This window comes from Streptomyces armeniacus (genome assembly GCF_003355155.1).
GTDB lineage: Bacteria > Actinomycetota > Actinomycetes > Streptomycetales > Streptomycetaceae > Streptomyces > Streptomyces armeniacus.
The window spans coordinates 7,420,967-7,443,275 of sequence record NZ_CP031320.1 but is presented as its reverse complement, the minus strand read 5'-3'; the positions used below and the strand labels follow the sequence as shown (position 1 = coordinate 7,443,275).

The 22,309-nt window shown below is 71.7% G+C and carries 25 protein-coding genes and 2 pseudogenes; 13 read left to right on the top strand and 14 right to left on the bottom strand.

Annotated elements, in window-relative coordinates; genetic code table 11:
- Positions 1–23: 23 nt before the first annotated feature.
- Positions 24–653: a LutC/YkgG family protein gene (locus DVA86_RS32305; RefSeq protein ID WP_208885462.1), complete on the top strand. Its 630-nt coding sequence runs from the start codon at positions 24–26 to the stop codon at positions 651–653.
- Positions 654–692: 39 nt separating this feature from the next.
- Here DVA86_RS32305 and DVA86_RS32300 read toward each other — a convergent pair whose 3' ends face one another.
- Positions 693–1,958, bottom strand: a complete 1,266-nt coding sequence (locus tag DVA86_RS32300; RefSeq protein ID WP_208883617.1) for a winged helix DNA-binding domain-containing protein — start codon at positions 1,956–1,958, stop codon at positions 693–695.
- A gap of 132 nt (positions 1,959–2,090) precedes the next feature.
- Here DVA86_RS32300 and DVA86_RS32295 point away from each other — a divergent pair, with 132 nt between their 5' ends.
- Complete coding sequence (locus DVA86_RS32295; protein WP_208883615.1) at positions 2,091–3,128, top strand: helix-turn-helix transcriptional regulator; 1,038 nt, start codon at positions 2,091–2,093, stop codon at positions 3,126–3,128.
- Between the two features lie 145 nt (positions 3,129–3,273).
- Here DVA86_RS32295 and DVA86_RS35730 read toward each other — a convergent pair.
- The 4 genes and pseudogenes from DVA86_RS35730 to DVA86_RS32280 form a co-directional block, all read right to left on the bottom strand.
- A pseudogene (locus DVA86_RS35730) lies at positions 3,274–3,570 on the bottom strand (restriction endonuclease); the annotation flags it as partial.
- On the bottom strand, positions 3,455–4,129 hold the full coding sequence (locus DVA86_RS36185) for a restriction endonuclease (RefSeq protein WP_342776392.1): 675 nt from the start codon (positions 4,127–4,129) through the stop codon (positions 3,455–3,457). The pseudogene DVA86_RS35730 and the gene DVA86_RS36185, both read right to left, overlap by 116 nt.
- A 152-nt stretch (positions 4,130–4,281) precedes the next feature.
- Positions 4,282–4,797, bottom strand: a complete 516-nt coding sequence (locus DVA86_RS32285; protein ID WP_208883613.1) for a GNAT family N-acetyltransferase — start codon at positions 4,795–4,797, stop codon at positions 4,282–4,284.
- Between the two features lie 91 nt (positions 4,798–4,888).
- Positions 4,889–5,338: a MarR family winged helix-turn-helix transcriptional regulator gene (locus tag DVA86_RS32280; protein WP_208883611.1), complete on the bottom strand. Its 450-nt coding sequence runs from the start codon at positions 5,336–5,338 to the stop codon at positions 4,889–4,891.
- 236 nt (positions 5,339–5,574) lie between these two features.
- Between DVA86_RS32280 and DVA86_RS32275 the strand changes: the two genes are divergently transcribed.
- Positions 5,575–7,002: an MFS transporter gene (locus DVA86_RS32275; RefSeq protein WP_208883610.1), complete on the top strand. Its 1,428-nt coding sequence runs from the start codon at positions 5,575–5,577 to the stop codon at positions 7,000–7,002.
- Here the strand turns inward: DVA86_RS32275 and DVA86_RS32270 are convergent.
- Positions 6,956–7,336, bottom strand: coding sequence for a cupin domain-containing protein (locus DVA86_RS32270; protein ID WP_245997428.1), 381 nt, complete (start codon positions 7,334–7,336; stop codon positions 6,956–6,958). The genes DVA86_RS32275 and DVA86_RS32270 overlap by 47 nt on opposite strands.
- Before the next feature lie 230 nt (positions 7,337–7,566).
- Between DVA86_RS32270 and DVA86_RS32265 the strand changes: the two genes are divergently transcribed.
- Positions 7,567–8,067 (top strand): MarR family winged helix-turn-helix transcriptional regulator, encoded by a 501-nt coding sequence (locus DVA86_RS32265; protein WP_245997808.1) that lies wholly within the window; start codon positions 7,567–7,569, stop codon positions 8,065–8,067.
- Between the two features lie 66 nt (positions 8,068–8,133).
- Here DVA86_RS32265 and DVA86_RS32260 read toward each other — a convergent pair whose 3' ends face one another.
- From DVA86_RS32260 to DVA86_RS35725, 3 genes and pseudogenes are all read right to left on the bottom strand, one after another.
- Complete coding sequence (locus DVA86_RS32260; RefSeq protein ID WP_245997427.1) at positions 8,134–9,021, bottom strand: GNAT family N-acetyltransferase; 888 nt, start codon at positions 9,019–9,021, stop codon at positions 8,134–8,136.
- Between the two features lie 6 nt (positions 9,022–9,027).
- On the bottom strand, positions 9,028–9,717 hold the full coding sequence (locus DVA86_RS32255) for a DUF2269 domain-containing protein (protein ID WP_245997426.1): 690 nt from the start codon (positions 9,715–9,717) through the stop codon (positions 9,028–9,030).
- 127 nt (positions 9,718–9,844) lie between these two features.
- Positions 9,845–10,174, bottom strand: a pseudogene (locus DVA86_RS35725) (chromosomal replication initiator protein DnaA); the annotation flags it as partial.
- A gap of 402 nt (positions 10,175–10,576) precedes the next feature.
- Between DVA86_RS35725 and rpmH the strand changes: the two are divergent.
- The 9 genes from rpmH to DVA86_RS32210 all read left to right on the top strand — a co-directional run bounded on the left by rpmH (position 10,577) and on the right by DVA86_RS32210 (position 17,092).
- Entirely contained in the window at positions 10,577–10,714 is a 138-nt protein-coding gene (rpmH, locus tag DVA86_RS32250) for a 50S ribosomal protein L34 (protein ID WP_208883606.1), read from the top strand.
- Positions 10,715–10,738: 24 nt separating this feature from the next.
- Positions 10,739–11,104 (top strand): ribonuclease P protein component, encoded by a 366-nt coding sequence (gene rnpA, locus DVA86_RS32245; protein ID WP_208883604.1) that lies wholly within the window; start codon positions 10,739–10,741, stop codon positions 11,102–11,104.
- Positions 11,101–11,391 (top strand): membrane protein insertion efficiency factor YidD, encoded by a 291-nt coding sequence (yidD, locus tag DVA86_RS32240; RefSeq protein WP_208883602.1) that lies wholly within the window; start codon positions 11,101–11,103, stop codon positions 11,389–11,391. Before rnpA ends, yidD begins: the two co-directional genes overlap by 4 nt.
- Positions 11,392–11,394: 3 nt before the next feature.
- Complete coding sequence (gene yidC, locus DVA86_RS32235; RefSeq protein WP_208883600.1) at positions 11,395–12,570, top strand: membrane protein insertase YidC; 1,176 nt, start codon at positions 11,395–11,397, stop codon at positions 12,568–12,570.
- 14 nt (positions 12,571–12,584) lie between these two features.
- Entirely contained in the window at positions 12,585–13,085 is a 501-nt protein-coding gene (locus DVA86_RS32230) for a Jag family protein (protein ID WP_121517876.1), read from the top strand.
- The gene (rsmG, locus tag DVA86_RS32225; RefSeq protein ID WP_208883598.1) at positions 13,082–13,816 is read left to right on the top strand and encodes a 16S rRNA (guanine(527)-N(7))-methyltransferase RsmG; all 735 of its coding nucleotides are present in this window, start codon (positions 13,082–13,084) and stop codon (positions 13,814–13,816) included. The genes DVA86_RS32230 and rsmG overlap by 4 nt, the downstream gene beginning before the upstream one ends.
- A 322-nt stretch (positions 13,817–14,138) precedes the next feature.
- Positions 14,139–15,233 carry a ParA family protein gene (locus tag DVA86_RS32220; protein ID WP_208883596.1) on the top strand — a complete coding sequence of 365 codons (1,095 nt, stop codon included), beginning with the start codon at positions 14,139–14,141 and terminating at the stop codon, positions 15,231–15,233.
- Positions 15,230–16,438, top strand: a complete 1,209-nt coding sequence (locus DVA86_RS32215; RefSeq protein ID WP_208883594.1) for a ParB/RepB/Spo0J family partition protein — start codon at positions 15,230–15,232, stop codon at positions 16,436–16,438. Before DVA86_RS32220 ends, DVA86_RS32215 begins: the two co-directional genes overlap by 4 nt.
- 36 nt (positions 16,439–16,474) lie before the next feature.
- On the top strand, positions 16,475–17,092 hold the full coding sequence (locus tag DVA86_RS32210; RefSeq protein ID WP_208883592.1) for a GNAT family N-acetyltransferase: 618 nt from the start codon (positions 16,475–16,477) through the stop codon (positions 17,090–17,092).
- Between the two features lie 151 nt (positions 17,093–17,243).
- Here DVA86_RS32210 and trxA read toward each other — a convergent pair whose 3' ends face one another.
- From trxA to DVA86_RS32185, 5 genes are all read right to left on the bottom strand, one after another.
- A complete protein-coding gene (trxA, locus tag DVA86_RS32205) occupies positions 17,244–17,573 on the bottom strand; it encodes a thioredoxin (RefSeq protein WP_208883590.1) in 330 nt (109 codons plus the stop codon).
- A gap of 44 nt (positions 17,574–17,617) precedes the next feature.
- Positions 17,618–18,607, bottom strand: coding sequence for a thioredoxin-disulfide reductase (trxB, locus tag DVA86_RS32200; RefSeq protein ID WP_208883588.1), 990 nt, complete (start codon positions 18,605–18,607; stop codon positions 17,618–17,620).
- A gap of 198 nt (positions 18,608–18,805) precedes the next feature.
- Positions 18,806–19,903 (bottom strand): anti-sigma factor family protein, encoded by a 1,098-nt coding sequence (locus DVA86_RS32195; protein WP_208883586.1) that lies wholly within the window; start codon positions 19,901–19,903, stop codon positions 18,806–18,808.
- Complete coding sequence (gene sigM, locus DVA86_RS32190; protein ID WP_208883584.1) at positions 19,900–20,631, bottom strand: RNA polymerase sigma factor SigM; 732 nt, start codon at positions 20,629–20,631, stop codon at positions 19,900–19,902. The genes DVA86_RS32195 and sigM overlap by 4 nt, the downstream gene beginning before the upstream one ends.
- 64 nt (positions 20,632–20,695) lie before the next feature.
- Positions 20,696–22,297: a protein kinase family protein gene (locus DVA86_RS32185; protein ID WP_245997807.1), complete on the bottom strand. Its 1,602-nt coding sequence runs from the start codon at positions 22,295–22,297 to the stop codon at positions 20,696–20,698.
- Between the last annotated feature and the right edge of the window lie 12 nt (positions 22,298–22,309).

The following is a 22,309-nucleotide window of genomic DNA, read 5'->3' as shown; positions in this document are numbered from 1 at the left end:
CTTCCGGTGGTGCGCGCGCCGAGATCCTGCGCCGTGTCCGCCGGGCGCTCGCCGACGTACCGGCCGCCGAACGGCCCGAGGACGTCACCGTCCCCCGCACCTACGCGCGCGCCGGCGGACCGGCGCCCGGAGCGCCGGAGACCGTACGGCTCTTCGCGGAGCGCGTCGCCGACTACCGCGCCGCGGTCCGCGTCATCCCGGTCGCCGACGCCGCGTCTGCCGTCGCGGCGGCCCTCACGGCGCGCGGCGCCGAACGCGTCGTAGTGCCCGACGGGTTCCCCGCCGACTGGCTCGCCGCGCTCGCCCCCGAACAGACCGTGCTCCGCGACGACCCCCCGCTGCCGCTCGCCGCACTCGACGGCGCGGACGGCGTCCTCACCACCGTCGCCGCCGCCATCGCCGAGACCGGCACCTTCGTCCTGGACGCCGGAACGGGGCAGGGACGGCGTGCGCTCACCCTCGTACCCGACTACCACCTGTGCGTCGTACGCGCCGCGCAGGTCGTCCTCTCCGTACCCGAGGCGCTGGCGCTGCTGGACCCGGGGCGGCCGCTGACGTTCGTCTCCGGGCCGTCGGCGACGAGCGACATCGAACTCGACCGGATCGAGGGCGTACACGGGCCGCGCACCCTGGAGGTGCTGGTGGTGACGTGACGCTGGTGGTGACGTGACAGCGCGGGCTCCGGCGCCCCGTCAGGCGTGCGGCCCGACCGTCACCGGTCCCACCGTGAGCCGTACGGTGCCCTCCATGAGGGCGCCCAGCCGCTGCGCCTGCGCGTCGAGTCCGGCGCGCTGCGCCGTGGTGAGGGACGCCAGCGGCTCGACGGTCAGGTGGATCGTCCGCCCGGAACGCCGCTGGTGCCACACCCCGGCGGCCGTACCGTCCACGAGCAGCACCGGGAAGTTGCCCGCCTGGCCCCCGGCGAGGGCCCGTTCGGCGGCGCGCCCCGGGAACACGCGGTCGCGCGGATGGCAGCCCACGGAGTACGCGTCGAAGTACGGCAGCAGGCGTACGCCCCGCGGCGGCTCCGCGGGCAGCGCCGTGTCACCGGCCACGACCCACGCGGGCGTGCCCGCCAGGTCGACGGGCTGGATCTCGCCCCGTTCGGCGAGCCCCCGGAACAGCCCGGCGGCCCAGCCGCGCGGTGCCCCCGTCCACCGCGCGAAGTGCTGCGGGGACGCGGGACCGTACGCGTGGAGGTAGCGGCGTACGAGTTCGGCGAGGGCCACGTCGCCCTCGTACGGCGTGAAACCGGGCAGCCAACGGTGCGGGTTGGTGTACGTGATCCGGCGGCCCTTGTTGGGGCCGAAGCACAGGGCGCCGCGGTGCGCGGCGACGGCCGTGGCGCTGCGCCACCGCGGCCACTTGTCCTGGAACGCGTCCATGACGCGTTCCCCGGCCCAGGCGCCGGTGCGTTCGACGATGGCCTCGGTCAGCTCGTCCACGGTCAGTTCGGTGTCGGCGAGCGCGTCGCCGATGGCCGCCACGACCTCGTCGGTCCGGCCCGCGTCGAGGTAATCGGTCGCCGCGGCGCCCCCGTTGGCCGAGGCCGCCTGCTGCGCGGTGAGCGCGCCCGTCCACAGCGGCAGGTCGCGGCTGGGCAGCAGATGGACGGTGCCGCGCGGGCCGTACGTCTTCACCAGCGTGCGGTCGGTCCACAGGGCGCGCTGGATGTCCGTACGGGTGGCGGCGGTGCCGGGCAGCCGCATGGCGAGGGAGAGTTCGGCGGCGGAGAGAACCTGGGCGTGGGCGCCGCAGAGGGTGGCGGCGACGCGGGCGGCGGCTTCGGCCGCTCCTTCGGTTGCCGCTTCGGCCGGTGCTTCGGCCGGTGCGTCGGCGGGCGGCTCGGCGAGCGCGTGCCGTTCCAGGCGCCGGGCGACGGCGGCGGACCACGGGATGTGCGCGACGGGGGCGTCGGGGATCTCGGGGCTCACGGGGTTCTCGGGGGCGTCGCTCATGGGCGGGACTCCTTCGGGAGAGCCGGAGGGGCAGAGAGCCGGAGGGCTGGAGCGGTGGGGCGCGTGCGGACAACCGGAGCCTAGGCGGCAATTAGGTCGGCTTCTGTCCCAATGGCCCGGCATCATGGCCGTATGACGGACACCTCGGCACGGCTGCTGCGCCTGCTGTCCCTGCTCCAGACCCCGCGCGAGTGGCCCGGCGTCGAGCTCGCGGACCGGCTCGCCGTCACCCCGCGCACCGTACGGCGCGACATCGAGCGGCTGCGCGACCTGGGCTATCCCGTCCACGCCACGCGCGGCGCCGCCGGCGGCTACCGGCTGGTCGCGGGCCGTGCCATGCCGCCGCTGCTGCTGGACGACGAGGAGGCGGTCGCCATCGCGGTCGGCCTCCGTACGGCGGCGGGGCACGCGGTCGACGGCATCGAGGAGGCGTCCGTACGCGCCCTCGCCAAACTCGAGCAGGTGCTGCCCTCCCGGCTCCGGCACCGGGTCCGGACGCTGGGCGGCTCGACCGTTCCGCTCTTCGTCGGAGGCGGCCCGCGGATCGACCCGGAGGTCCTGGCCACGCTGGCGGCTACGGCCGCGTCCGGGGAACGCCTCCGGTTCCGGTACGCCCCCGCGGCGCGGCCCGCGGTGGCGGAGGCCGCGGTGGCGGAGGCCACAGCGGCGGGGGCCACCTCGGCGGGGGAGCCGGACAGCGCGCGCCTGGTGGAGCCGTACGGCCTGGTGTCGGCGGGGCGCCGCTGGTACTTCGTCGCGTACGACGTGCGGCGCGACGACTGGCGGACGTTCCGCGTCGACCGGGTGACGGAACCGCACCCCACCGGCGTACGGACCACGCCGCGCCAGCTCCCCGACGGCGCCGAGGACGCGGCGGCCTTCGTCCGCAACGCGCTCTGGTCGCTGGCCCCCACCCACCAGGCGGTCGCCACCCTGCACGCCCCGGCGGCGCAGATCCGCGCGCGGCTGGGCGACCGCACGGTCGAACTGACCGCGCTCGACGCCGGCACGTGCCGACTGCGCACCCAGACGGACACGCTGGACTGGCTGGCCTTCCAACTGGTCCAGCTGGGCTGCGAGTTCGAGGTCCACGAACCCCCGGAACTGATCACGCACCTGCGCGACCTGGGAGCCCGCGTCACGAGGGCTGTGGACAACTCGGGAAACTGACCTCCTGGAAGGAGGTTGGCTCCGCCCGGAAACCGCCCCTTTACGCAGGCGCGCCGCTGGGTAGACTGCCCGGGCCCGAAGCCGCGACCACGTATCGCGGCTTCGGGACCAACCCCCTCCGGCGCGCCGCCCACCGCACAGCGGACTACCGCAACGCGTGCAGCGCGGCCCCACCACTCCACGCCTCCAGCAACCGCCGGTGCACGGCGGTGACCCCGTGCCGCACGGCCAGGTCGACCGCGGCGGGCGTGAACGTGGCCGTCGTCACGAACAGCGCGATGTCCGCCTCGTACTCAGCTTTCGCCATGCCGATGAACTTCTGCATGTCACCGCTCTCCACCCTGCGGTACGGAGCGAAGTGCTTGCACTGCACGACCAGGGTGCGGCCGTCCGCGGTGCGGCCCACCAGATCGGCGCTCAGGTCGCTGTTGCTGCTGGTGTTGGCGACGCTGATGCAGCCGTCCCGGCGGCAGAGACCGGCGACGTGATCCTCGTGCGTCGTACTGCGCCAGTTGGTGCGCGACGGAACGCTCGAGGCGGTCGTCGAGCCACTCCACGAGGTTGTGGATAACCGAGTTTTCCACAGGCCGCACACCCTGTGGACAACGCTGCTGCGCTTCGGCGTCGAGCAGGTACCGGCGCACGTGACGTGCGACGACGCTGTCGCGGAGCAGCATGGCGACGTTGAGCACGGTGCGCCTGGTGAAGACCGCGAGGTGGCGGCCTGTGTGTTTCGGGAGACAACCAGGCTCCTTAAAGGAGCTTAGTTCTGCACCTGTCAAAACACGGTAGCCGTTGCTCTCCAGCTCGGCCCTGTGGTCGTGGATCAGCGACTTGATCGCTTTGAGCCCGACCTCGAAGTAGTTCGCCACCATCCGCGTCGTCACGTGCGTGCCGTCCGGCAGCAGTGACAGCGCCTTCACCTTGTCGAGCGCTTCCGTGCGTTCCGCGACGCTCGCCCGCAGCGTCTGCGAGTCCAGCAGCACGCCTTCGTGCACCATGTGGCCCCGCTCCTCCCCGGGCTCTGCCCGGACCCCGGGATGACGCCCACATGGCCCACCCCCTTATCGGGGGATAACGAGCGAGATTGTGTGAAGAAAGACAGCGACGTACGAGCACTTTTCCGACTTCCGGCCCGGACTTCCCGCTGTCGTCAGAGCGTCATCTTGAAGCCGAGGTGTGAGGCCTCGAAGCCGAGCCGTTCGTAGAAGCGGTGCGCGTCGACGCGGGTCGCGTCGGAGGTGAGCTGGACGAGGGCGCAGCCCTGGCGGCGGGACTCCGCGATGGCCCACTCGATGAGCTGCGTGCCGAGGCCCGTGCCCCGCGCGTCCGTGTGGACGCGGACCGCCTCGATCAGCGAGCGGGTCGCGCCGCGCCGCGAGAGGCCGGGAATGATCGTGAGGTGGAGCGTGCCGACGGGGCGGGGCGGGCCGCCGGGGGTGTCGGCGGCGTGCTCCGCGATCATGAGGTGCTGGTTCGGGTCTCCGTCGATACGCGCGAAGGCGTGCTCGTACGGGGCCAGTTCGCCGGGGGTCTCGCGCTGTGCGCCCAGGGCGTCGTCCGCGAGCATGGCAACGATGTCCGGGACGTCCTCGGCGGTCGCGTGCCGCAGTACGAGGTCGCGGTGCGGTGGTGCGGGGCCCGTGCCCCGTGCTGACGCGGTGCTCATGTCCGCAGGCTACGCCGCGTACTTGGCGGCCTGAACCCCGGCTCGACTGCCGTCCGGCCCCGGCTCGCGGGCCGTCCGGCCGGTCCGACGGCTACGACGCGGGCTCGAGTGCCCGTACGGCGGCGACGAGCGGTGCCAGTTCGGGCCGTTGCTCCGCCGCGTCGAGGGCTTCGCGCAGGGCGGCCTCGTTCGTCGGGCGGGCCTTCTCCAGCAGGGTGAGCCCCGATTGGGTGACGTCGGTGTAGATGCCGCGCCGGTCGTCGGGGCAGAGGTAGCGGGCCAGCAGGCCGCGGTCCTCGAGGCGGCTGACCAGCCGGGTGGTGGCGCTCTGGCTGAGGACGACGGCGTCGGCCAGCTGGTTCATGCGGAAGTGGCCACCGGGGCCGTCGTGTTGGGCGCTGAGCACGTCGATCACCGAGTACTCGCGGACGCTCAGCTCGTGCTCCGACTGCAGGGCGCGTTCGAGGTAGGCCTCGATGCGGCTGTGCAGGGTGGAGAGTGCGCACCAGCCCTGAGCGGGTACGGGGTCCGGTCTGCTCATGAGTCGTGCCCTCCTTCGCGTCCACGGCCTGCGGCTCCACGGCTCCGCGCCCGCTTCCGGGGCTCCGTGCCGACACGGCTGCGTGCCTCTACGGCTGCATGCCTCTGCAGCTCTGCGTCCTTCGCCTCCAGGGTATGCCACGCGTGCAATAGTCCGCGCTTGCATATAAGTGCGTGTGCAATTAATGTCGACGCCTGTTAGTCACGCACGCAAGTACCGACCCGAAGGGTTCCCCCATGCCGCTCGCACTCCTCGCGCTCGCCATCGGCGCGTTCGGGATCGGCACCACCGAATTCGTGATCATGGGTCTGCTGCCCGATGTGGCGGCGGACTTCGGGGTCTCCATCCCCACCGCCGGCCATCTGACGACCGGCTACGCACTGGGTGTCGTCGTCGGGGCCCCGCTGCTTGCCATCCTGGGCGCGCGGGCCGGCCGGAAGCGCATGCTGATGCTGCTCATGGGCCTGTTCATCGTCGGCAACGCGGTGTCCGCAGCCGCACCCGTCTTCGGCGTGATGCTGGCGGGGCGTGTGATCGCCTCGCTCGCGCACGGCGCGTTCTTCGGCATCGGCGCGATCGTCGCCGCCGGGCTGGTCGCTCCGCGGAAGAAGGCCGGCGCGATCGCGATGATGTTCACCGGGCTGACCATGGCCAACGTGCTGGGCGTCCCGCTGGGCACCCTGCTGGGGCAGGAGTACGGCTGGCGCTCCACGTTCGTCGCAGTCACGGGCCTGGGTGTGCTCGGGCTGGCCGGGGTGGCGGGCCTGGTGCCGCGCGACGCCGGAGGCGCCGCGGAGCACGGCGCCCGTACGGGCGGGCGCACCGGCGGCAGTACGGGCGGCGGCCGTGCCGGTGGCGGCATACGCGGCGAGCTCGCCGCCTTCCGCAACGTGCAGGTGCTGCTCGCCATGGCGATGACCGTGCTCGGCTTCGGCGGGGTCTTCGCCGCGATCACGTACATCGCCCCGATGATGACCGAGTCGGCGGGGTTCGCCGACAGCTCCGTGACCTGGCTGCTCGTGCTCTTCGGGCTGGGCATGGTGGTGGGGAACCTGGTCGGCGGGCGCTTCGCGGACCGTGCGCTGATGCCCCTCCTCTATGTGGCGCTGAGCGCTCTCGCGGTCGTGCTCGCGCTGTTCACGCTCACCGCGCACGACAAGGTGGCCGCGGCCGTCACGCTGCCGCTGATAGGCGCGTTCGGCTTCGCGACGGTGCCGCCGTTGCAGAAGCGCGTCCTCGATCAGACGGCGGACGCTCCCACGCTCGCCTCCGCCGTCAACATCGGTGCCTTCAACCTCGGCAACGCCCTGGCCGCCTGGCTCGGCGGGCTGGTGCTGGGCGCCGGGTTCGGGCACACCGCGCCGAACTGGGTCGGCGCCGCACTCGCCGCCTCCGCGCTCGGACTGGCCGTCCTGGCGTCCGCCCTGGAGCGGCGGGACGCGGCGGCCCCGTCCGGCATACGTCCCGCGTTGGCGCGGGCCGCCGGGGCCGTCGCGCGGGGTGGTGCCGGTGTGCAGGGCGCGCCCGTCGCGCGGGGCGAGTCCGGTGCGCCGGCGGGACCGGCTGACGGGGCCGTGGGGGTGGACGGGGCTGTCGGAGCCGACATGGGCGGGGCGGCTATACCGCCCACGGGAGCGGCCGCGTCTCCTGACCGGCGGCGGTGACCAGCCCGCCCGCGGGCATGGCGACCAGCGCTTCGGCGCCTTCGCCGGCGCCGGCCCTGATGCGCCGGAGCACGCCCGCGGGCAGCACGACCGTACGGCCGGCGGGCACGGTCTCGGTGTCCTCTCCGGCGGTGACGGTGAGGGTGCCGGCGGTCACCGTCCAGACCTGCTCCTGGTCGACGGAGTGCTCCGGGCCCGCGGCGCCGGGCTCCATCCGCACCGTCCAGGTACTCAGGGCGGTGCTGCCGCGGCTGGGGGCGGCGAGGCCGGCCATGACGGCGTTGGGGGTGGTCACGGTGTGCTCGGGCGAGGGTGCGATCACGTGCAGGGGCATGCGGACTCCTTGTCTGCGGGGAGGGGGCGGAACGGCTCACCGGAAGGCGAATGAGTCAAGCTCCTTTACTCACTCGCCAGAGTAAAGCATCTTGACCCGCCTGTGTCACCATGGGCGCCGTGCACAGCGACCCCTCCCACAAGCCCGCCCAACACGGGCCCGCCGAACACGAGCACGCAGAGCAGGACCACTCCGAGCAGGACCACGCCGACCCCCTTCAGGGCACCGAGCTGACCTTCCTGCTGGGGCTGGCCTTCCAGTTGCTGCTGGGGGAGTTCAACGGCCGTGTCGCCGAGGCCGGTTACTCCGACCTGCGGCCCGTCCACGGGCTGGCGTTCCAGGCCCTCGGGCCGTCCGGCGCCACGAGCAGCGAACTGGCGGCGCGGCTCGGGGTGACCAAGCAGGCGGCGGGGCAGATCGTCGACGACCTCGAACGCCGCGGCTATCTGCGCCGCGAGCAGCACCCGGCGGGCGGGCGGCGGAAGCTGGTCGTCCTGACGGATGCCGCCCGTGCGCATCTGGCCGTCGCGGGTCGCGTGCTGCACGGGCTGGAGGCCGAGTTGGCCGACCGCATGGCCGGCCGTACGGATGCGGGCGGGTGCGCGGTCGCCGGCGGGAGCACGGGCGGGGGTGACGAAGGGGACGAACTGGCGCGGCTGCGTACGGATCTGGCGCGCGTGATCCGTTCCCTGGCGGGCGACGAACTGCCGCCGCTACGCCCCGTGTGGTGACCGCGGCGCGGTCGTTCGGAGGACGCACGGGAGGAAGAGGAGAAGAGAAGAGGAAGGAAGAGGGGGTCAGCCCAGGGCCACCGAGTACGGGGCGAAGCGGCGGCTGATGTCGCCGGGGATGTCGGGGGCCGTGTGCACCATCAGGGTGCAGCGGTAGTCGCCGCTCAGGCCGTGTGCGCGGAGCCAGCGTTCGAGTTCGGGGTGGCGGCTGTCGACGTCGAACCGTACGCGTTCGCCGGCGTCCGCCCCCAGGTCCGCGATCAGGGCCTGCGCGGTCGCGAGGTCCGCGGCGACGACCGGGCCGAAGACGTCGGTCGGCCCGTTGGGCCAGCGGGCGGCGAAGCCGGTGATGCCGCCCGCGGCGTCGTCCGCGACGACGAAGCGGTCGGCGAACGCCGGGAGGCGGGCGAGGAGTTCGGTCCGGTCGGTGCCGAAGACCTCGGCGTCGAGCGCGAGTACGGCACGCATGTCGGCGGCCGAGGCGCGGCGTACGGACACCCGGTCCGTCCCGTCCGTGCCGCCCGTGCCGTCCGGGGCGAAGGTGCCGGTCAGCATCGTCGTCGCGCCGACCGCGCGGAAGCCCAACTGCTCGTACAGCGGCCGCCCGTTGTCGGTCGCCTGGAGGAACGGTGCCGCGTCGCCGGACGCTTCGATCGCGTGCCGCATGAGGCGGCGGCCGAGCCCTCTGCGCGCGTACCGTTCGGCGACGAGCACCATGCTGACGCAGGCGTACTCACCGGTGTAGTCGGTGAGTACGTACGCGCCGATCAGGCCGCCGTTGCCGTCCGGGGCGTCGATCCCGTAGCCCTGTCCGGCGGTCAGCAGCAGCCGCCACTTGTGCTCCTCACGCGACCAGCCGCGGTCCTCGGCGAGGTCGAGGCACGCGGTCAGGTCGTCGGGAGTGAGCGTGCGGATCGGGAGGGTGGACAGTTCGGGCAGGGAACGAGTCGTCACAACCGGTCAGGCTGCCTGATCGACGACGTTCGCGGCCACCGCTTTTCCGCCTGCGCCGCCGCTCGCGCGATTGCTCGCGCCGCTGCGTGCGCCGTCGCCCGTACGGTTCGCGCCGCTGCCCGCACCCTCCGGGGTGCGACTCGCGCCGCCCCTGCGGGCCTCCTGTTCCGCCGCCCTGTGCCGCTTGCCGCGCCGCGTCAGGCCCCACGGCTTGAGCACGGAGATGGTGGTGATGAAGACGTACGCGGTCAGGGACACCGAGGGCCCGTAGAGGAGCTGTACGCCGTCCACCTGCTCGCCCGCGGCGACCTGGGCGGCGGCGTGGTCGAGGTCGGTGCGCAGCCCGAACAGCGTCGCCGTCGCGAGACCCATCGTCATCAGGAACTTGATCCACACCCAGCGGTGCCGCGCCAGCCCCCAGTGCGTGCCGAGCGAGAGCACCAGCCCGCTCACGATCGTGAGCAGCGCGACCGGCGCGAGCAGCCAGTCGCCGAAGGTCTTCATGGCGCGGTATGCCATCGCGTCGGTGGCGGCGTCGCCGCCGGACGCCCCGGCGATGGCGAGGGTCAGCAGGCACAGGGTGAGCCCGAGCCAGCCGACGGAGACGATGACGTGGACGACCAGTACGGCTCTGCGGGTGGGTCGGGACAGGGCGAAACGCTGGTTCCGGCGTTGTCCCCGAGGTGAGTTCGTCATGGCTCCACCGTCGCGGGAGGCGGCCCGGTGGGGCGTCTGACGTGGGGAGTATCCACGGGTACTCGGGGCCGAGTACGGCGGCGGCCGGCACGTACGCCGCCCCCCCCCCGTACGGCCGCCGCACGGCCTGGCCCTTATCACCCTCTGGCCCTGCCCGCGCAGGGTCAGGGGGACAGAGGGCGGGGGCGGCGGGGCCGGTCACGGTGATCGCGAGGCGGATGGACTGCTGGCACTCGCGGCTGAGCGCGTCGCTGATCATGGGTGCGAGCCGGCCCTCGAGCACGCCCTTCGCGTACTCGTTGGGCACGCCGAGCAGGGCGGTGCCGGAGACCAGCACGAGCGGCTGGCAGTCCTTGAGCCACCGCTGGTCCTTCGCCTCGATTCCCTGTCCCTCGGCGAGGAGCTGCTCCAGCACGCGTGGCCATACCGCGGCGAGGTCGGCAGGAAGGTCGGCCACGGGCACGCTCTCTCACTCGCTGGGGGCGGGGCTCACTCTGGGAACTCTGAGGGTTCTGGGAAGGCGACGAGTCCCGCGAATGTGTGATTCTCGGGACGCTCGGGAAGGAACGGAAGTTGAGCCACGGTAAACAGGCCCGGGTGCACCGTACAAGTCGTTGTCCACAGGCTGTGCACGACTGGGCCGGATGGGGGCTCCAGGGCTCTGTTTGACCGGATGGTGCGGCCGCGCGTACCGTATCGAGGTCGAGTTGTCGACGGCTGCTGCCGCCTGCCTCCGATGGGCAAGTTGAAGCGGTGCACACTCGGGCGTTGCGAGCTTCTCGTGGGCGCACGGTGACAGCCAGTAGACGCTCTCCACATCCCGTCTCTTCTGAGACTCAAGCTTTTCTGGAGCCCCCGAGTGAGCAAGCGCACCTTCCAGCCGAACAACCGTCGTCGCGCGAAGACCCACGGCTTCCGGCTGCGCATGCGGACGCGCGCCGGTCGTGCGATCGTCGCGAACCGGCGCAGCAAGGGCCGTTCCAAGCTGTCGGCCTGAGCAGCCTGACCACAGGTCCATGACGTGCTGCCTACCGAGCACCGGCTGAGGCGGCGCGAGGACTTCGCGACCGCGGTACGACGAGGCCGCAAGGCCGGCCGTCCGCTGCTCGTGGTCCATCTGTTCCGTCGTCCGGACCCGCACGAGGCGGGGGAAGTCCCTTCCCCCGCGCGTGCGGGTTTCGTCGTGAGCAAGGCCGTCGGTGGCGCGGTCGTGCGCAATCTGGTGAAGCGCCGCCTGCGGCATCTCATACGCGATCGGCTCGCTTCACTTCCTGCGGGTAGCCTGGTGGTCGTACGGGCGCTGCCCGGTGCGGGCACGGCGGGTCACGAGGAGCTGGCCCGCGACCTGGACACCGCGTTGCAGCGGTTGCTGGGGAGGGCACCGTGAAATACCCGCTGCTCTGGTTGATCAAGCTCTATCAGTGGACCATCAGTCCGATGCTCGGACCGGTCTGCAGGTACTACCCGTCGTGTTCGCACTACGGGTACGGGGCGATCGACCGGCACGGCGCGGTGAAGGGCACGGTGCTCACCGCCTGGCGCATCCTGCGCTGCAATCCGTGGTCGCCCGGTGGTGTCGACCACGTCCCCGCCCGGAAGCGTCCGGTGTGGCATCAGTGGCTTCGTGGCCGCTGGCAGCAGCACCGGACCCAGTCCCACGCCCAAGGAGTCTGATTCGTGGACACGATCCTCGGTCCTCTCTATACCGCCGTTTCCTGGATCATCGTCCAGTTCCACACGCTGTACAGCCTTGTGTTCGACGAGGACAGCGGCTGGGCCTGGGGTCTGTCCATCGTTTCGCTGGTGATCCTGATCCGCATCTGCCTGATCCCGCTGTTCGTGAAGCAGATCAAGTCGACGCGGAACATGCAGGCGCTCCAGCCCCGGATGAAGGCGATCCAGGAGCGCTACAAGAGCGACAAGCAGCGCCAGTCCGAAGAGATGATGAAGCTGTACAAGGAGACGGGCACCAACCCGCTCTCCAGCTGTCTGCCGATTCTGGCGCAGTCGCCGTTCTTCATCGCGCTCTACCAGGTGCTGAACAAGATCGCCGGCAACCACCCGGTGGGTGTCCTCGACGCGGAGCAGGTGGACAGCGCCCGTAACGCGCACGTCTTCGGGGCGCCGATCGCGGCGAAGTTCATGGACGGCGCCGAGAAGGTGGAGTCGCTGGCGGCCTCGTTGACGGACGTACGCGTCGTCACGGTCGTCATGATCCTTCTGATGTCGGCTTCGCAGTTCTACACGCAGCGTCAGCTGATGACGAAGAACGTCGACCTCACGGTCAAGACGCCGTTCATGCAGCAGCAGAAGATGCTGATGTACATCTTCCCGGTCATGTTCGCCGTCTTCGGCATCAACTTCCCCGTCGGTGTCCTCGTCTACTGGCTGACCACCAACGTGTGGACGCTCGGGCAGCAGATGTTCGTCATCAAGCGGAACCCGACTCCGGGCAGCGTCGCCTTCCAGCAGCGGCAGGAGAAGCTGCGCGCGAAGGGCAAGCTCAAGGAGGACCCGGAGGAGCTCGAGACGAAGAAGGCGGTCGAGGAGGCGCGCGCCAAGCGGACCCAGCCGAAGCGGCAGCCCAAGGCGAAGCGGCAGGCCGCGACCGGCACTCAGCCCGGTGAGAAGCCGGACCTGCAGAAGCAGCCGCAGAAGTCCGGCGCCGCCAAGAAGACCGCGGCGTCGCAGAAGACCGCGGCCGCCCGTAAGCCGGCCACCGCGCAGAAGGCCGGCGGTACGGCGAAGAAGTCCGGCGGCCAGGGCGGCCAGGCGAAGTCCGGCTCCGCGCAGAAGAAGTCGCAGGGGCAGCAGGGTAAGAAGAAGCCGCAGTCCGCCAAGTCCAAGAAGTAAGAAGGAGTCCATCAGTGACGGAGACGACCTCCGCAGAGGGCACCGACACCCTGTCCCGGCTGGAGCAGGAGGGTGAGATCGCGGCCGACTACCTCGAGGGGCTCCTCGACATCGCCGATCTCGACGGTGACATCGACATGGATGTCGAGGCGGACCGGGCCGCGGTGTCGATCATCAGTGACGGCTCTGGTCGTGATCTGCAGAAGCTGGTAGGCCGGGAAGGCGAGGTCCTGGAGGCGCTTCAGGAGCTGACGCGGCTGGCGGTCCACCGGGAGACCGGTGAGCGGAGCCGTCTGATGCTGGACGTCGCGGGCTTCCGTGCGCGCAAGCGCGAGGAGCTGACGGAGCTGGGCACCAAGGCGGCCGAGGAGGCGAAGGGCAACGGCGAGCCGGTGAAGCTGCGCCCGATGACGCCGTTCGAGCGCAAGGTCGTGCACGACGCCGTCGCTGAGGCCGGGCTGCGCAGCGAGTCCGAGGGCGAGGAGCCGGAGCGCTGCGTGGTCGTGCTGCCGTGAGCGACCAGCAGGGGGATCCCGAAGAGCTGCCGCCGGCCCCGGAGGTCGCGCGGAAGTTCTTCGGCGAGTCCTTTCCGGAGGCGCTGCGGTACGGCGAGCTGCTTGCCGATACGGGTGTGCGGCGCGGGCTGATCGGGCCGCGCGAGGTGCCGCGGCTGTGGGAGCGGCACCTGCTGAACTGCGGTGTCCTCGACGAGCTGGTTCCGGAGGGCGTGACGGTCTGCGACGTGGGGTCGGGTGCCGGGCTGCCGGGCATCCCGCTGGCGCTCGTACGGCCTGATCTGCGGATCACGCTGCTGGAGCCGCTGCTGCGGCGCACGACGTTCCTGCAGGAGGTCGTGGAGGCGCTCGGGCTGGACCATGTGACGGTCGTGCGCGGGCGCGCCGAGGAGGTGCTGGGCACGCTGCCGCCGGTGCAGGTGGTGACGGCGCGTGCGGTGGCACCGCTGGACCGGCTGGCCGGCTGGGGCGTGCCGCTGCTGCGGCCGTACGGCGAGATGCTGGCCATCAAGGGCGACACGGCGGTCGAGGAGCTGAAGGGCGCCCGTGCGGCGCTGCACAAGCTGGGTGTAGTGAAGACCTCGGTGGTGCAGGTTGGCGCGGGCGTCGTGGACCCGCTGGCGACGATCGTGCGTGCCGAGGTCGGGGAGAGCCCGGGCGGTGTGCGGTTCGCCGCGAAGCGAGCGAAGGCGGCCAAGACGGCGCGGGTCAGGCGGCGGCGCCAGCGCTGAGCCGCCACTGACGCGGTGTGGGCCCCGGTTCTCGGGGCTCAACGAGCTGTGAGACGTGGAGTACGGGTGGTTTGCCCCGTTGGCTCCGTTGACTCCGTTACTCCATAAAAGCGCTTAGCGTACGCATGGGCGGAGTGTCGCCGCAGTGCGCGGCTGCCGCGGCTGCATGGTGTTTCACGTGAAACGACGCTCTCTCCTGCATGGAATCATCAGCCGCGGACGTGCGGCTGCCGCTCCGCGCGACCGTACTCACCGAGAATCGCCTTCTGAGGTGGATTCATCCACAGGGAAGAGGGGCTCGCTGGTTCGCGACCCCGAAAGCATGGCAGGCTTTGAACCTCGAGAAGGTCTTGCCGAGGAGAGTGAACCGTTGCGGTCCGACGCCAACTTCGCGGGGCCGATGGCCGATCCGGTCCCCGGTCCCCGTACCGAGTCCACGGACGTTTCACGTGAAACGCCATCTCCGATGGACGCTGCCCCCAGCTTTGCCGGGGAGGCGCCGACGCCTGCCGGTCAGACGCCGCAACCCGTCGGCAGAGCCGCTCAGCAGGTCGTGGAGGCGATGCATCAGGCCGGCGAAGGGCTTCCCAGGCCCGAGCGGACCCGTGTGATGGTCGTCGCCAACCAGAAGGGCGGCGTGGGCAAGACCACCACCACCGTCAACCTTGCGGCGTCGCTGGCGCTGCACGGCGCCCGTGTCCTCGTGGTCGACCTCGACCCGCAGGGCAACGCGTCCACGGCGCTGGGCATCGACCACCACTCCGAGGTCCCGTCGATCTACGACGTGCTGGTGGAGAGCAAGCCGCTGGCGGAGGTCGTCCAGCCGGTGCCGGATGTGGAAGGGCTGTTCTGTGCCCCCGCCACGATCGATCTCGCCGGTGCGGAGATCGAGCTGGTGTCGCTGGTCGCCAGAGAGAGCCGACTGCAGCGGGCGATCGAGGCGTACGAGCAGCCGCTGGACTACATCCTGATCGACTGCCCGCCCTCCCTCGGCCTTCTCACCGTCAACGCCCTTGTCGCGGGCGCGGAGGTGCTGATCCCGATCCAGTGCGAGTACTACGCGCTGGAGGGTCTGGGTCAGCTGCTGCGGAACGTCGATCTGGTCCGCGGCCATCTCAACCGCGAGCTCCGTGTCTCGACGATCATCCTCACCATGTACGACGGCCGTACGCGGCTGGCGTCGCAGGTGGCGGAGGAGGTCCGCAGCCACTTCGGCGGCGAGGTGCTGCGGACGAACATCCCGCGTTCGGTCCGCATCTCGGAGGCCCCTAGTTACGGCCAGACGGTGCTGACTTACGATCCTGGTTCCAGCGGCTCGCTCTCCTATCTGGAGGCGGCCCGTGAGATCGCGCTGCGCGACCCGAACGCACAGCCGGAACAGCAACAGCAGCAGAGCCTGGCGGAGGGGAATCAGTGAGCGATCGACGTAGGGGGCTGGGCCGAGGGCTCGGTGCACTGATCCCTGCCGCACCGAAGTCGTCGGACGACGCCGACGCCGGCGCCGCGAATGGGCGGGCCTCCACCTCGCCGTCGTCGGTGCCGGTGCTGACACCGGAGCGGGGCGTGGCGGCGGCCAAGGTCACCACGCTGCCGGACAGCGGTGCCTCGAACGGCGTTTCACGTGAAACCGCGGCGGCGCAGCCGGGCCGCGAGCCGGACGCGCCGTCGTCCGACGGGGCGCGACCGGATCCCGAGGTGCTCGCGGAGAGCGAGCCGGGCGCGCACTTCGCGGAGCTGCCGCTCGACTCGATCACGCCCAACCCGCGGCAGCCGCGCGAGGTGTTCGACGAGGACGCGCTCGCCGAGCTGGTCGCCTCCATCAAGGAGGTCGGGCTCCTCCAGCCGGTCGTGGTACGGCAGTTGGCGCCGGGCCGCTACGAGCTGATCATGGGCGAGCGGCGCTGGCGCGCCTGCCGTGAGGCCGGACTGGACGCGATCCCGGCGATCGTACGGGCCACGGACGACGAGAAGCTCCTCCTGGATGCGCTGCTGGAGAACCTGCACCGGGCGCAGCTGAACCCGTTGGAGGAGGCGGCGGCGTACGACCAGCTGCTGAAGGACTTCAACTGCACGCACGACCAGCTGGCCGACCGCATTGGACGGTCCCGTCCGCAGGTGTCCAACACGCTGCGGCTGCTGCGCCTCTCTCCCTCGGTGCAGCGGCGGGTCGCCGCCGGAGTGCTGTCGGCCGGGCACGCGCGGGCGCTGCTGTCGGTGGAGGACGGCGAGGAGCAGGACCGCCTCGCGCACCGCATCGTCGCGGAGGGGCTGTCCGTACGGGCGGTCGAGGAGATCGTGACACTCCTGAACTCCGGCCCGAAGAGCACGCCGAAGCCGAAGGGGCCGCGGGCGGGCAAGCGCGTGTCCCCGGCACTCGATCAGCTGGCGGGCCGGCTGTCGGACCGCTTCGAGACGCGGGTGAAGGTCGATCTGGGCCAGAAGAAGGGGAAGCTCGTCGTCGAGTTCGCCTCGATAGAGGATCTGGACCGGATCCTGGGCCAGCTGGCGCCGGGCGAGGGCCGCGTCTTCGAGCAGCAGCTGTCGGCTGAGGCGGCCGAGGCGGAACAGGGCGCGGAGCAGGACGGGGCCGGAGACGACGACGGGGACGGCGCCGAGGAATAGCGCGAGGACCGGACGCCCCATGGATACGATGTGTCCATGGGGCGTCAGCTTGTTCCGCTCACTCTGGACAACCTCCCGGATCTGCCCAAGCGTTGCCGGGGGTGCGTCTTCTGGGAGCTGGACCCGGTCAACGGCGAGGCCGCCGTCAAGACGGGCCGTCCGGATCTGGAGAAGGAAGCCTGGATCTCGGCGGTGCTGCTGGAGTGGGGCTCGTGCGGACGGGTCGTCTACGTCGACGAGGTGCCGGTCGGCTTCGTGCTGTACGCGCCGCCCGCCTATGTGCCGCGCTCCGTGAACTTCCCCACCAGCCCCGTGTCCCCGGACGCGGTGCAGCTGATGACCGCCTGGCTGATGCCGGGCTTCCAGGGCCAAGGGCTGGGGCGCGTGATCGTACAGACCGTCGCCAAGGACGTGCTGCGACGCGGCTTCAAGGCCATCGAGGCGTTCGGAGACGCGCGGTGGAAGGAGCCGGCGTGCGTGCTCCCGGCCGAGCACCTGCTGGCGGTGGGCTTCAAGACCGTACGGCCGCACCACGCGTATCCGAGACTGCGGCTGGACCTGCGCTCGACGGTCTCCTGGAAGGAAGACGTCGAGCGGGCGCTGGACCAGCTGCTCGGCGCGGTGCAGAAGGAGCCGGCGCTCCGGCCGCTGTGACACCCAGGGGCGGGCGCTTCCGTACGGGCACCACGTACGGCCTGCGCTCGGGCGCCACGTACGGGCAGCCGATGTGCTGCCGACGGACCGCGCCCGGAGCACGGGAAACGGGACCCACCCCCGAGGGCGGGTCCCGTTTCACGTGAAACAGTCAGCCGATGAAGTCCGACAGGTCGCGCTCGATGGCGGCCTTCGGCTTCGCGCCGACGATGGTCTTGACGACCTCGCCGCCCTTGTAGACGTTCATCGTCGGGATGGACATGATCCCGTACTTGGCGGCCACGGCGGGGTTCTCGTCGATGTTGAGCTTGACGACCGTCAGCGCGTCGCTGTGCTCCTCGGCGATGGCCTCGAGCGACGGCGCGATCTGACGGCAAGGGCCGCACCAGGCCGCCCAGAAGTCGACCAGCACGGGCTTGTCGCTCTTCAGGACGACCTCGTCGAAGGTGGCGTCGGTCGCGGTCACGGTGGCACCGGCCATGATTGATCTCCTCTTTCTGTGTGGATGAAGCGGCGGCGGCCGGGTCAGACGGCCGCGGCCTTCTCGGGCTCGGGCAGCGCCTCGGGCGAAGACGTACCGTCGGTCAGGGCGGCGAGATAGCGCTCGGCGTCCAGCGCGGCGGCACAGCCGGTGCCTGCGGCGGTGATGGCCTGCCGGTAGGTGTGGTCGACGACGTCGCCGGCCGCGAAGACGCCGGGGATCTTCGTACGGGTCGAGGGGGAGTCGACGGTGAGGTACCCCTCCTCGTCGAACTCGAGGACGCCCTCGAAGAGTTCGGTGCGCGGGTCGTGCCCGATCGCCACGAACAGGCCGGTGACCGCCAGCTCGGAGGTCTCTCCCGTCTGCGTGTCGCGCAGCGTCAGAGCGGACAGCTTCCCGTCCTTGTCGTGGATCTCAGCGACCTCGCTGTTCCACGCGAAACCGATCTTCGGGTCGGCGAAGGCACGCTCCTGCATCGCCTTCGAGGCGCGCAGAGCGTCCCGGCGGTGGACGATCGTGACGGACTTGGCGAACCGGGAGAGGAAGGTCGCCTCCTCCATCGCGGTGTCGCCACCGCCGACCACGGCGATGTCCTGGTCGCGGAAGAAGAAGCCGTCGCACGTGGCGCAGTACGACACCCCGCGGCCGGACAGCTCGTCCTCACGCGGCAGATTCAGCTTGCGGTGCTGGGAGCCGGTGGAGACGATCACCGTACGGGCGCGGTGCACGGTCCCGACGGAGTCGGTGACGGTCTTGATCTCCCCGGAGAGGTCGACGGCGGTGACATCGTCGGCGACGAGCTCCGCTCCGAAGCGCTCTGCCTGGGCGCGCATCTGGTCCATCAGGTCAGGGCCGAGGATGCCGTCGCGGAAACCGGGGTAGTTCTCCACCTCGGTGGTGTTCATGAGCGCGCCACCCGCGGTGACCGAGCCCTCGAAGACCAGGGGCTTCAGCGACGCGCGGGCGGTGTAAAGCGCGGCGGTGTAGCCCGCGGGCCCCGAACCGATGATGATCACGTTACGGACGTCGCTCACAGGAGCCTTCCTTGTCTGCCGGCTGCGTGTCTGGTTCTGGCGAGGCTTTCACCCCACCCAACGGATCCTACGGGGCAGACATTCCCGCCCCGCGACAGCGCACCCGGACGAGCGCCAGGGGGATGCGTGGCGCTGCCCGTCCGCCGCCGTGAGGGGCCGTGTACGGGGAGCGCACCGTCCGTACGTTCAGCCGCGCCGTCAGTCGCGCGCGTACGTGCGCTTCGTCAGCACCTCGCCCGGCCGCCCCTCCGCGGAGGCGGCCACACAGTCGGGGTCGACGACGTACGCGTCCACGAAGCGGGAGTCGCCGACGTGCGGCAGGACCACCAGATACGCCGTGCTGCCCCGGTACTGCGCGGCGGGATCGACGGCGAGGGGCGCCTCGGCGCGCCCGATGCCCTCCCGTACGCAGCTGGGCACGGAGGTGGCTCCGTCGCCCTGGAGGGGCGAGTCCTCGTCGCCGGGGCTCTGGTTCGTCTCGACCTTCGGCGCGGTGGGCTCCTTGCCGGCCCCGTCGCCCTGGCCGAGGAGGGCCCGTACGCGCTTGCCGAGCGCGTCGGTGGCACGGTCACCGCCGTCGCCGCTGTCCTGGCCACTCTCCGGCGCCTCCCGGGAGGTGCTGCGGTCGGCGGTGCCTGCGGTGTTGGAGGACGGGTCGGAGATCCCCTGGACGATGACCGCACCGAGGCCGAGCGCGGCCATCGCGCCGGCGGTGGCGAGCAGCGCCGTACGCCAGCGGCGCGGCGTACGCCGCCGCCCGGGACCGGTGGCCGCGTGCGACCGCCCCGGGGGCCGCTCACCCCCACCTCCCCGCCGCCCGGCGCCGGTTTCACGTGAAACCTCGGGCACGGCGGGGGTTGCCCGGCCGGGGGTTCGGGGGTTGTCCTCCAAGGGCTCGGTTCCACGTGAAACATCGGCCGGAGTTCCCCGGTCGGCGTCCCCGCTCTCCGAGGGCTCGGTTCCACGTGAAACATCGTCCGTGTGGCGCCGGTCCCCCGCGTCCGCGTCCGCCGCGTCCTCGTCCGGTGCCGTCGCGTTCAGCAGCGCCTCCGCCGCCAGCGCGGCGTCGATGCGACTCGCCACGTCCTCCGGCATACGGGGCGGCCCCGGCAGGGTGCCCAGCAGACCGCGGATGTCGTCCAGCGAGGCCCGTACGTCGGTGCACAGCGCGCAGTCCGCGAGGTGGGCGCGTACGGCCGCGCCCCGTTCCGGGGTCAGCTGGCCCTCGGCGAGCGCGGAGATCTCGGCGACCTCCGGGTGCTCGTCCGTGCCCGACGGAAAAGGAGGGGATGTCATGTGCCGGTGCCACCTCCGCCCTTCACTGCGTCTGACCCACGGATACCCTTCCGGATGTTTCTCGACGATGGGACGGATGCCCCCGGGCTCGGGTTCCCTCCGTCGTCCGCCTGCGGAGTCTCCCGTACGGAACCGTCCGGCCGCAGGTGCGAGATCAGCGGGAGCAGTCTGGCGCGCCCGCGGGCGCAGCGGCTCTTGACCGTGCCGACCGCGGTGTCGAGGACCGCGGCTGCCTCGGCGACCGGATAGCCCTGCATGTCGACGAGGACGAGGGCCGCGCGCTGCTCCGCCGGCAGCTGCGCGAGCGCGGCGAGGAGCTGCCGGTTGAGGTCCTGCCGTTCGGCGGGTGCGGAGGCGGACTCCTGCGGATCGAGGAGCTGCTCCAGGCGCTCCGTGTCGTCCGTGGGCGAGGTGCGCCGGGAGGCGGCCTTGCGGACGCGGTCGAGGCAGGCGTTCACGGTGATGCGGTGCAGCCAGGTCGTGACGGCGGACTGGCCGCGGAAGGTGTGCGCGGCGCGGTACGCCGAGATGAGCGCGTCCTGTACGGCGTCGGCGGCCTCTTCGCGGTCCCCGAGCGTGCGGAGGGCCACTGCCCACAGCCGGTCGCGGTGGCGCCGTACGATCTCGCCGAACGCGTCGGGGTCCCCCGCGACGTGGCGTGCCAGCAGCTCCCTGTCGTCCGGTGCGGGGGCGTCCGGGGCAGGGGCGCGTGCAGCGTCGTCGGTCACCGTGGCACCACCCCCTTCCCTTGCTCCGCCGGCCGGTCAACGCACGGCGGTCCCTGCACGGCGGTCAGCCGGAGACGCTGACCTCCGTGATCCGGCCACGGTAGTTCCCGTCGGTCGCCAGCGGGAGCTCTGTGAGCCACACCAGAACGTACCGCGTGGTGACCGGCTTCTCGGCCTCGTACCCGAGGCTCTGGCCGGTGTGCTCGGTGAGCTTACGGAACCCGCTGTACGCGGTCGGCATGGTGGTCGTGCCCTGCGGTGCGGCGAGCAGTTCGGCGGACGTCTGGCCCTGGAAGCGGACTTTCACGCTCTCGACGGGCTGGGCTTTGCCGAGGTCCAGGACCAGGCCGACGCCGGGCTTGAGATTGCCGAAGTCGGGCTGGCCGTAGTAGTTCCGCGTGTACCAGAACGAGTCGGGGTCGCCGTCGAAGGCGTCCTGGACGGTCTCCGGGTTCTCCGAGCCGTCGCCCGCCGGGTCGAAGTCCTTGGCGTCGACGATCTTGATGGGGGTGTTGCCCACCGGCTCCTGATCGGACTCCTGGCCCGAGTTCCCGGGGCCGTTGTCGGCGGGTGTGTCGCCGTTCATCAGGGTGTCGGCGACCTGCCAGCTGCCCAGCCCGAGCGCGGCGATGAGCAGCGCGGAGACGCCCCACTTCAGGATCTTGCCGGTGCGTCCGGGCAGCGTGGGCGGCTTCTCCGCCGGGGGCATCGCCCCAGGCCCGCCCGGAACGCCGGGAACACCGGGAACACCGCCCCCGGCGCCCTGCCCGGGCGCGTACACACCGTGCTGCTGCGTGGTGCGCTGGTACGGGCGGGGCGCGACGAAGCTGGACTCCGGCGGGCGGATACGGGGCAGGGCGGCGACGGCCGTACGGAGCTCGTCGGGGGTGGCGCAGGGCTGCTCCTGGCGGGAGGCCGTGGCGCCGTCGTTGACGAGGGCGCGCATCGCCAGCTCCGACAGCCCGCGGTGGACGCCGGCGCGCACCTGCTCGGGGGCGACGAGCGGGCCTTTGGCGAGGCTGCCGACGCCGGGGAGGCCGTACGCGTCCTGCTCGTACGGCCAGCGCTGGGTGAGCGCGGCGTACAGCAGGGCGCCGATCGCCTCCGTGTCGGCGCGCTGCGGGTGCTCGCTGGTGGTGCCGCGCAGCGCGGCGCTCACGGCGAGGCCGCGGATGCGGTACTGGCCGGAGCCGGTGCGCAGGACGGACGCGGGCGTGAGCCGCAGATGGGCCAGGCCCTCGCGGTGCGCGGCGGTCAGCGCCTGGGCGAGCTGGGAGACGAGCTGGTACGCCTCGTGGGCGGGCAGCGGGGCGGCGGCGAGCACTTCGGTGAGCGGGGTGGCGTCGGGGAGCCACTCGTGGACGACGTAGACGAGGTCGCTGTCCTCGACGGCGTCCAGGACCTGTACGAAACGGGGGTCGCCGAGCAGCGCCGCCGAGCGCGCGGCGGCGAGGACGGGGCGGGCGCGCGGATGGTCGGAGGGGAGCACGTGGACGCCGACCGCGCGGCGCAGCTTCTCGTCGACGGCACGCCAGCTGCTGAAGCCGTCCAGCCGGGTGACGCACTCCTCCAGGCGGTACCGCTTGGCGAGCTTGTGGCCGCTGTGCAGTTCGAGTGGCGCGGCGGGTGCCGCGCCACTCGAACTGCACCTGTCCCTTATACACATTTCCGAGCCCAC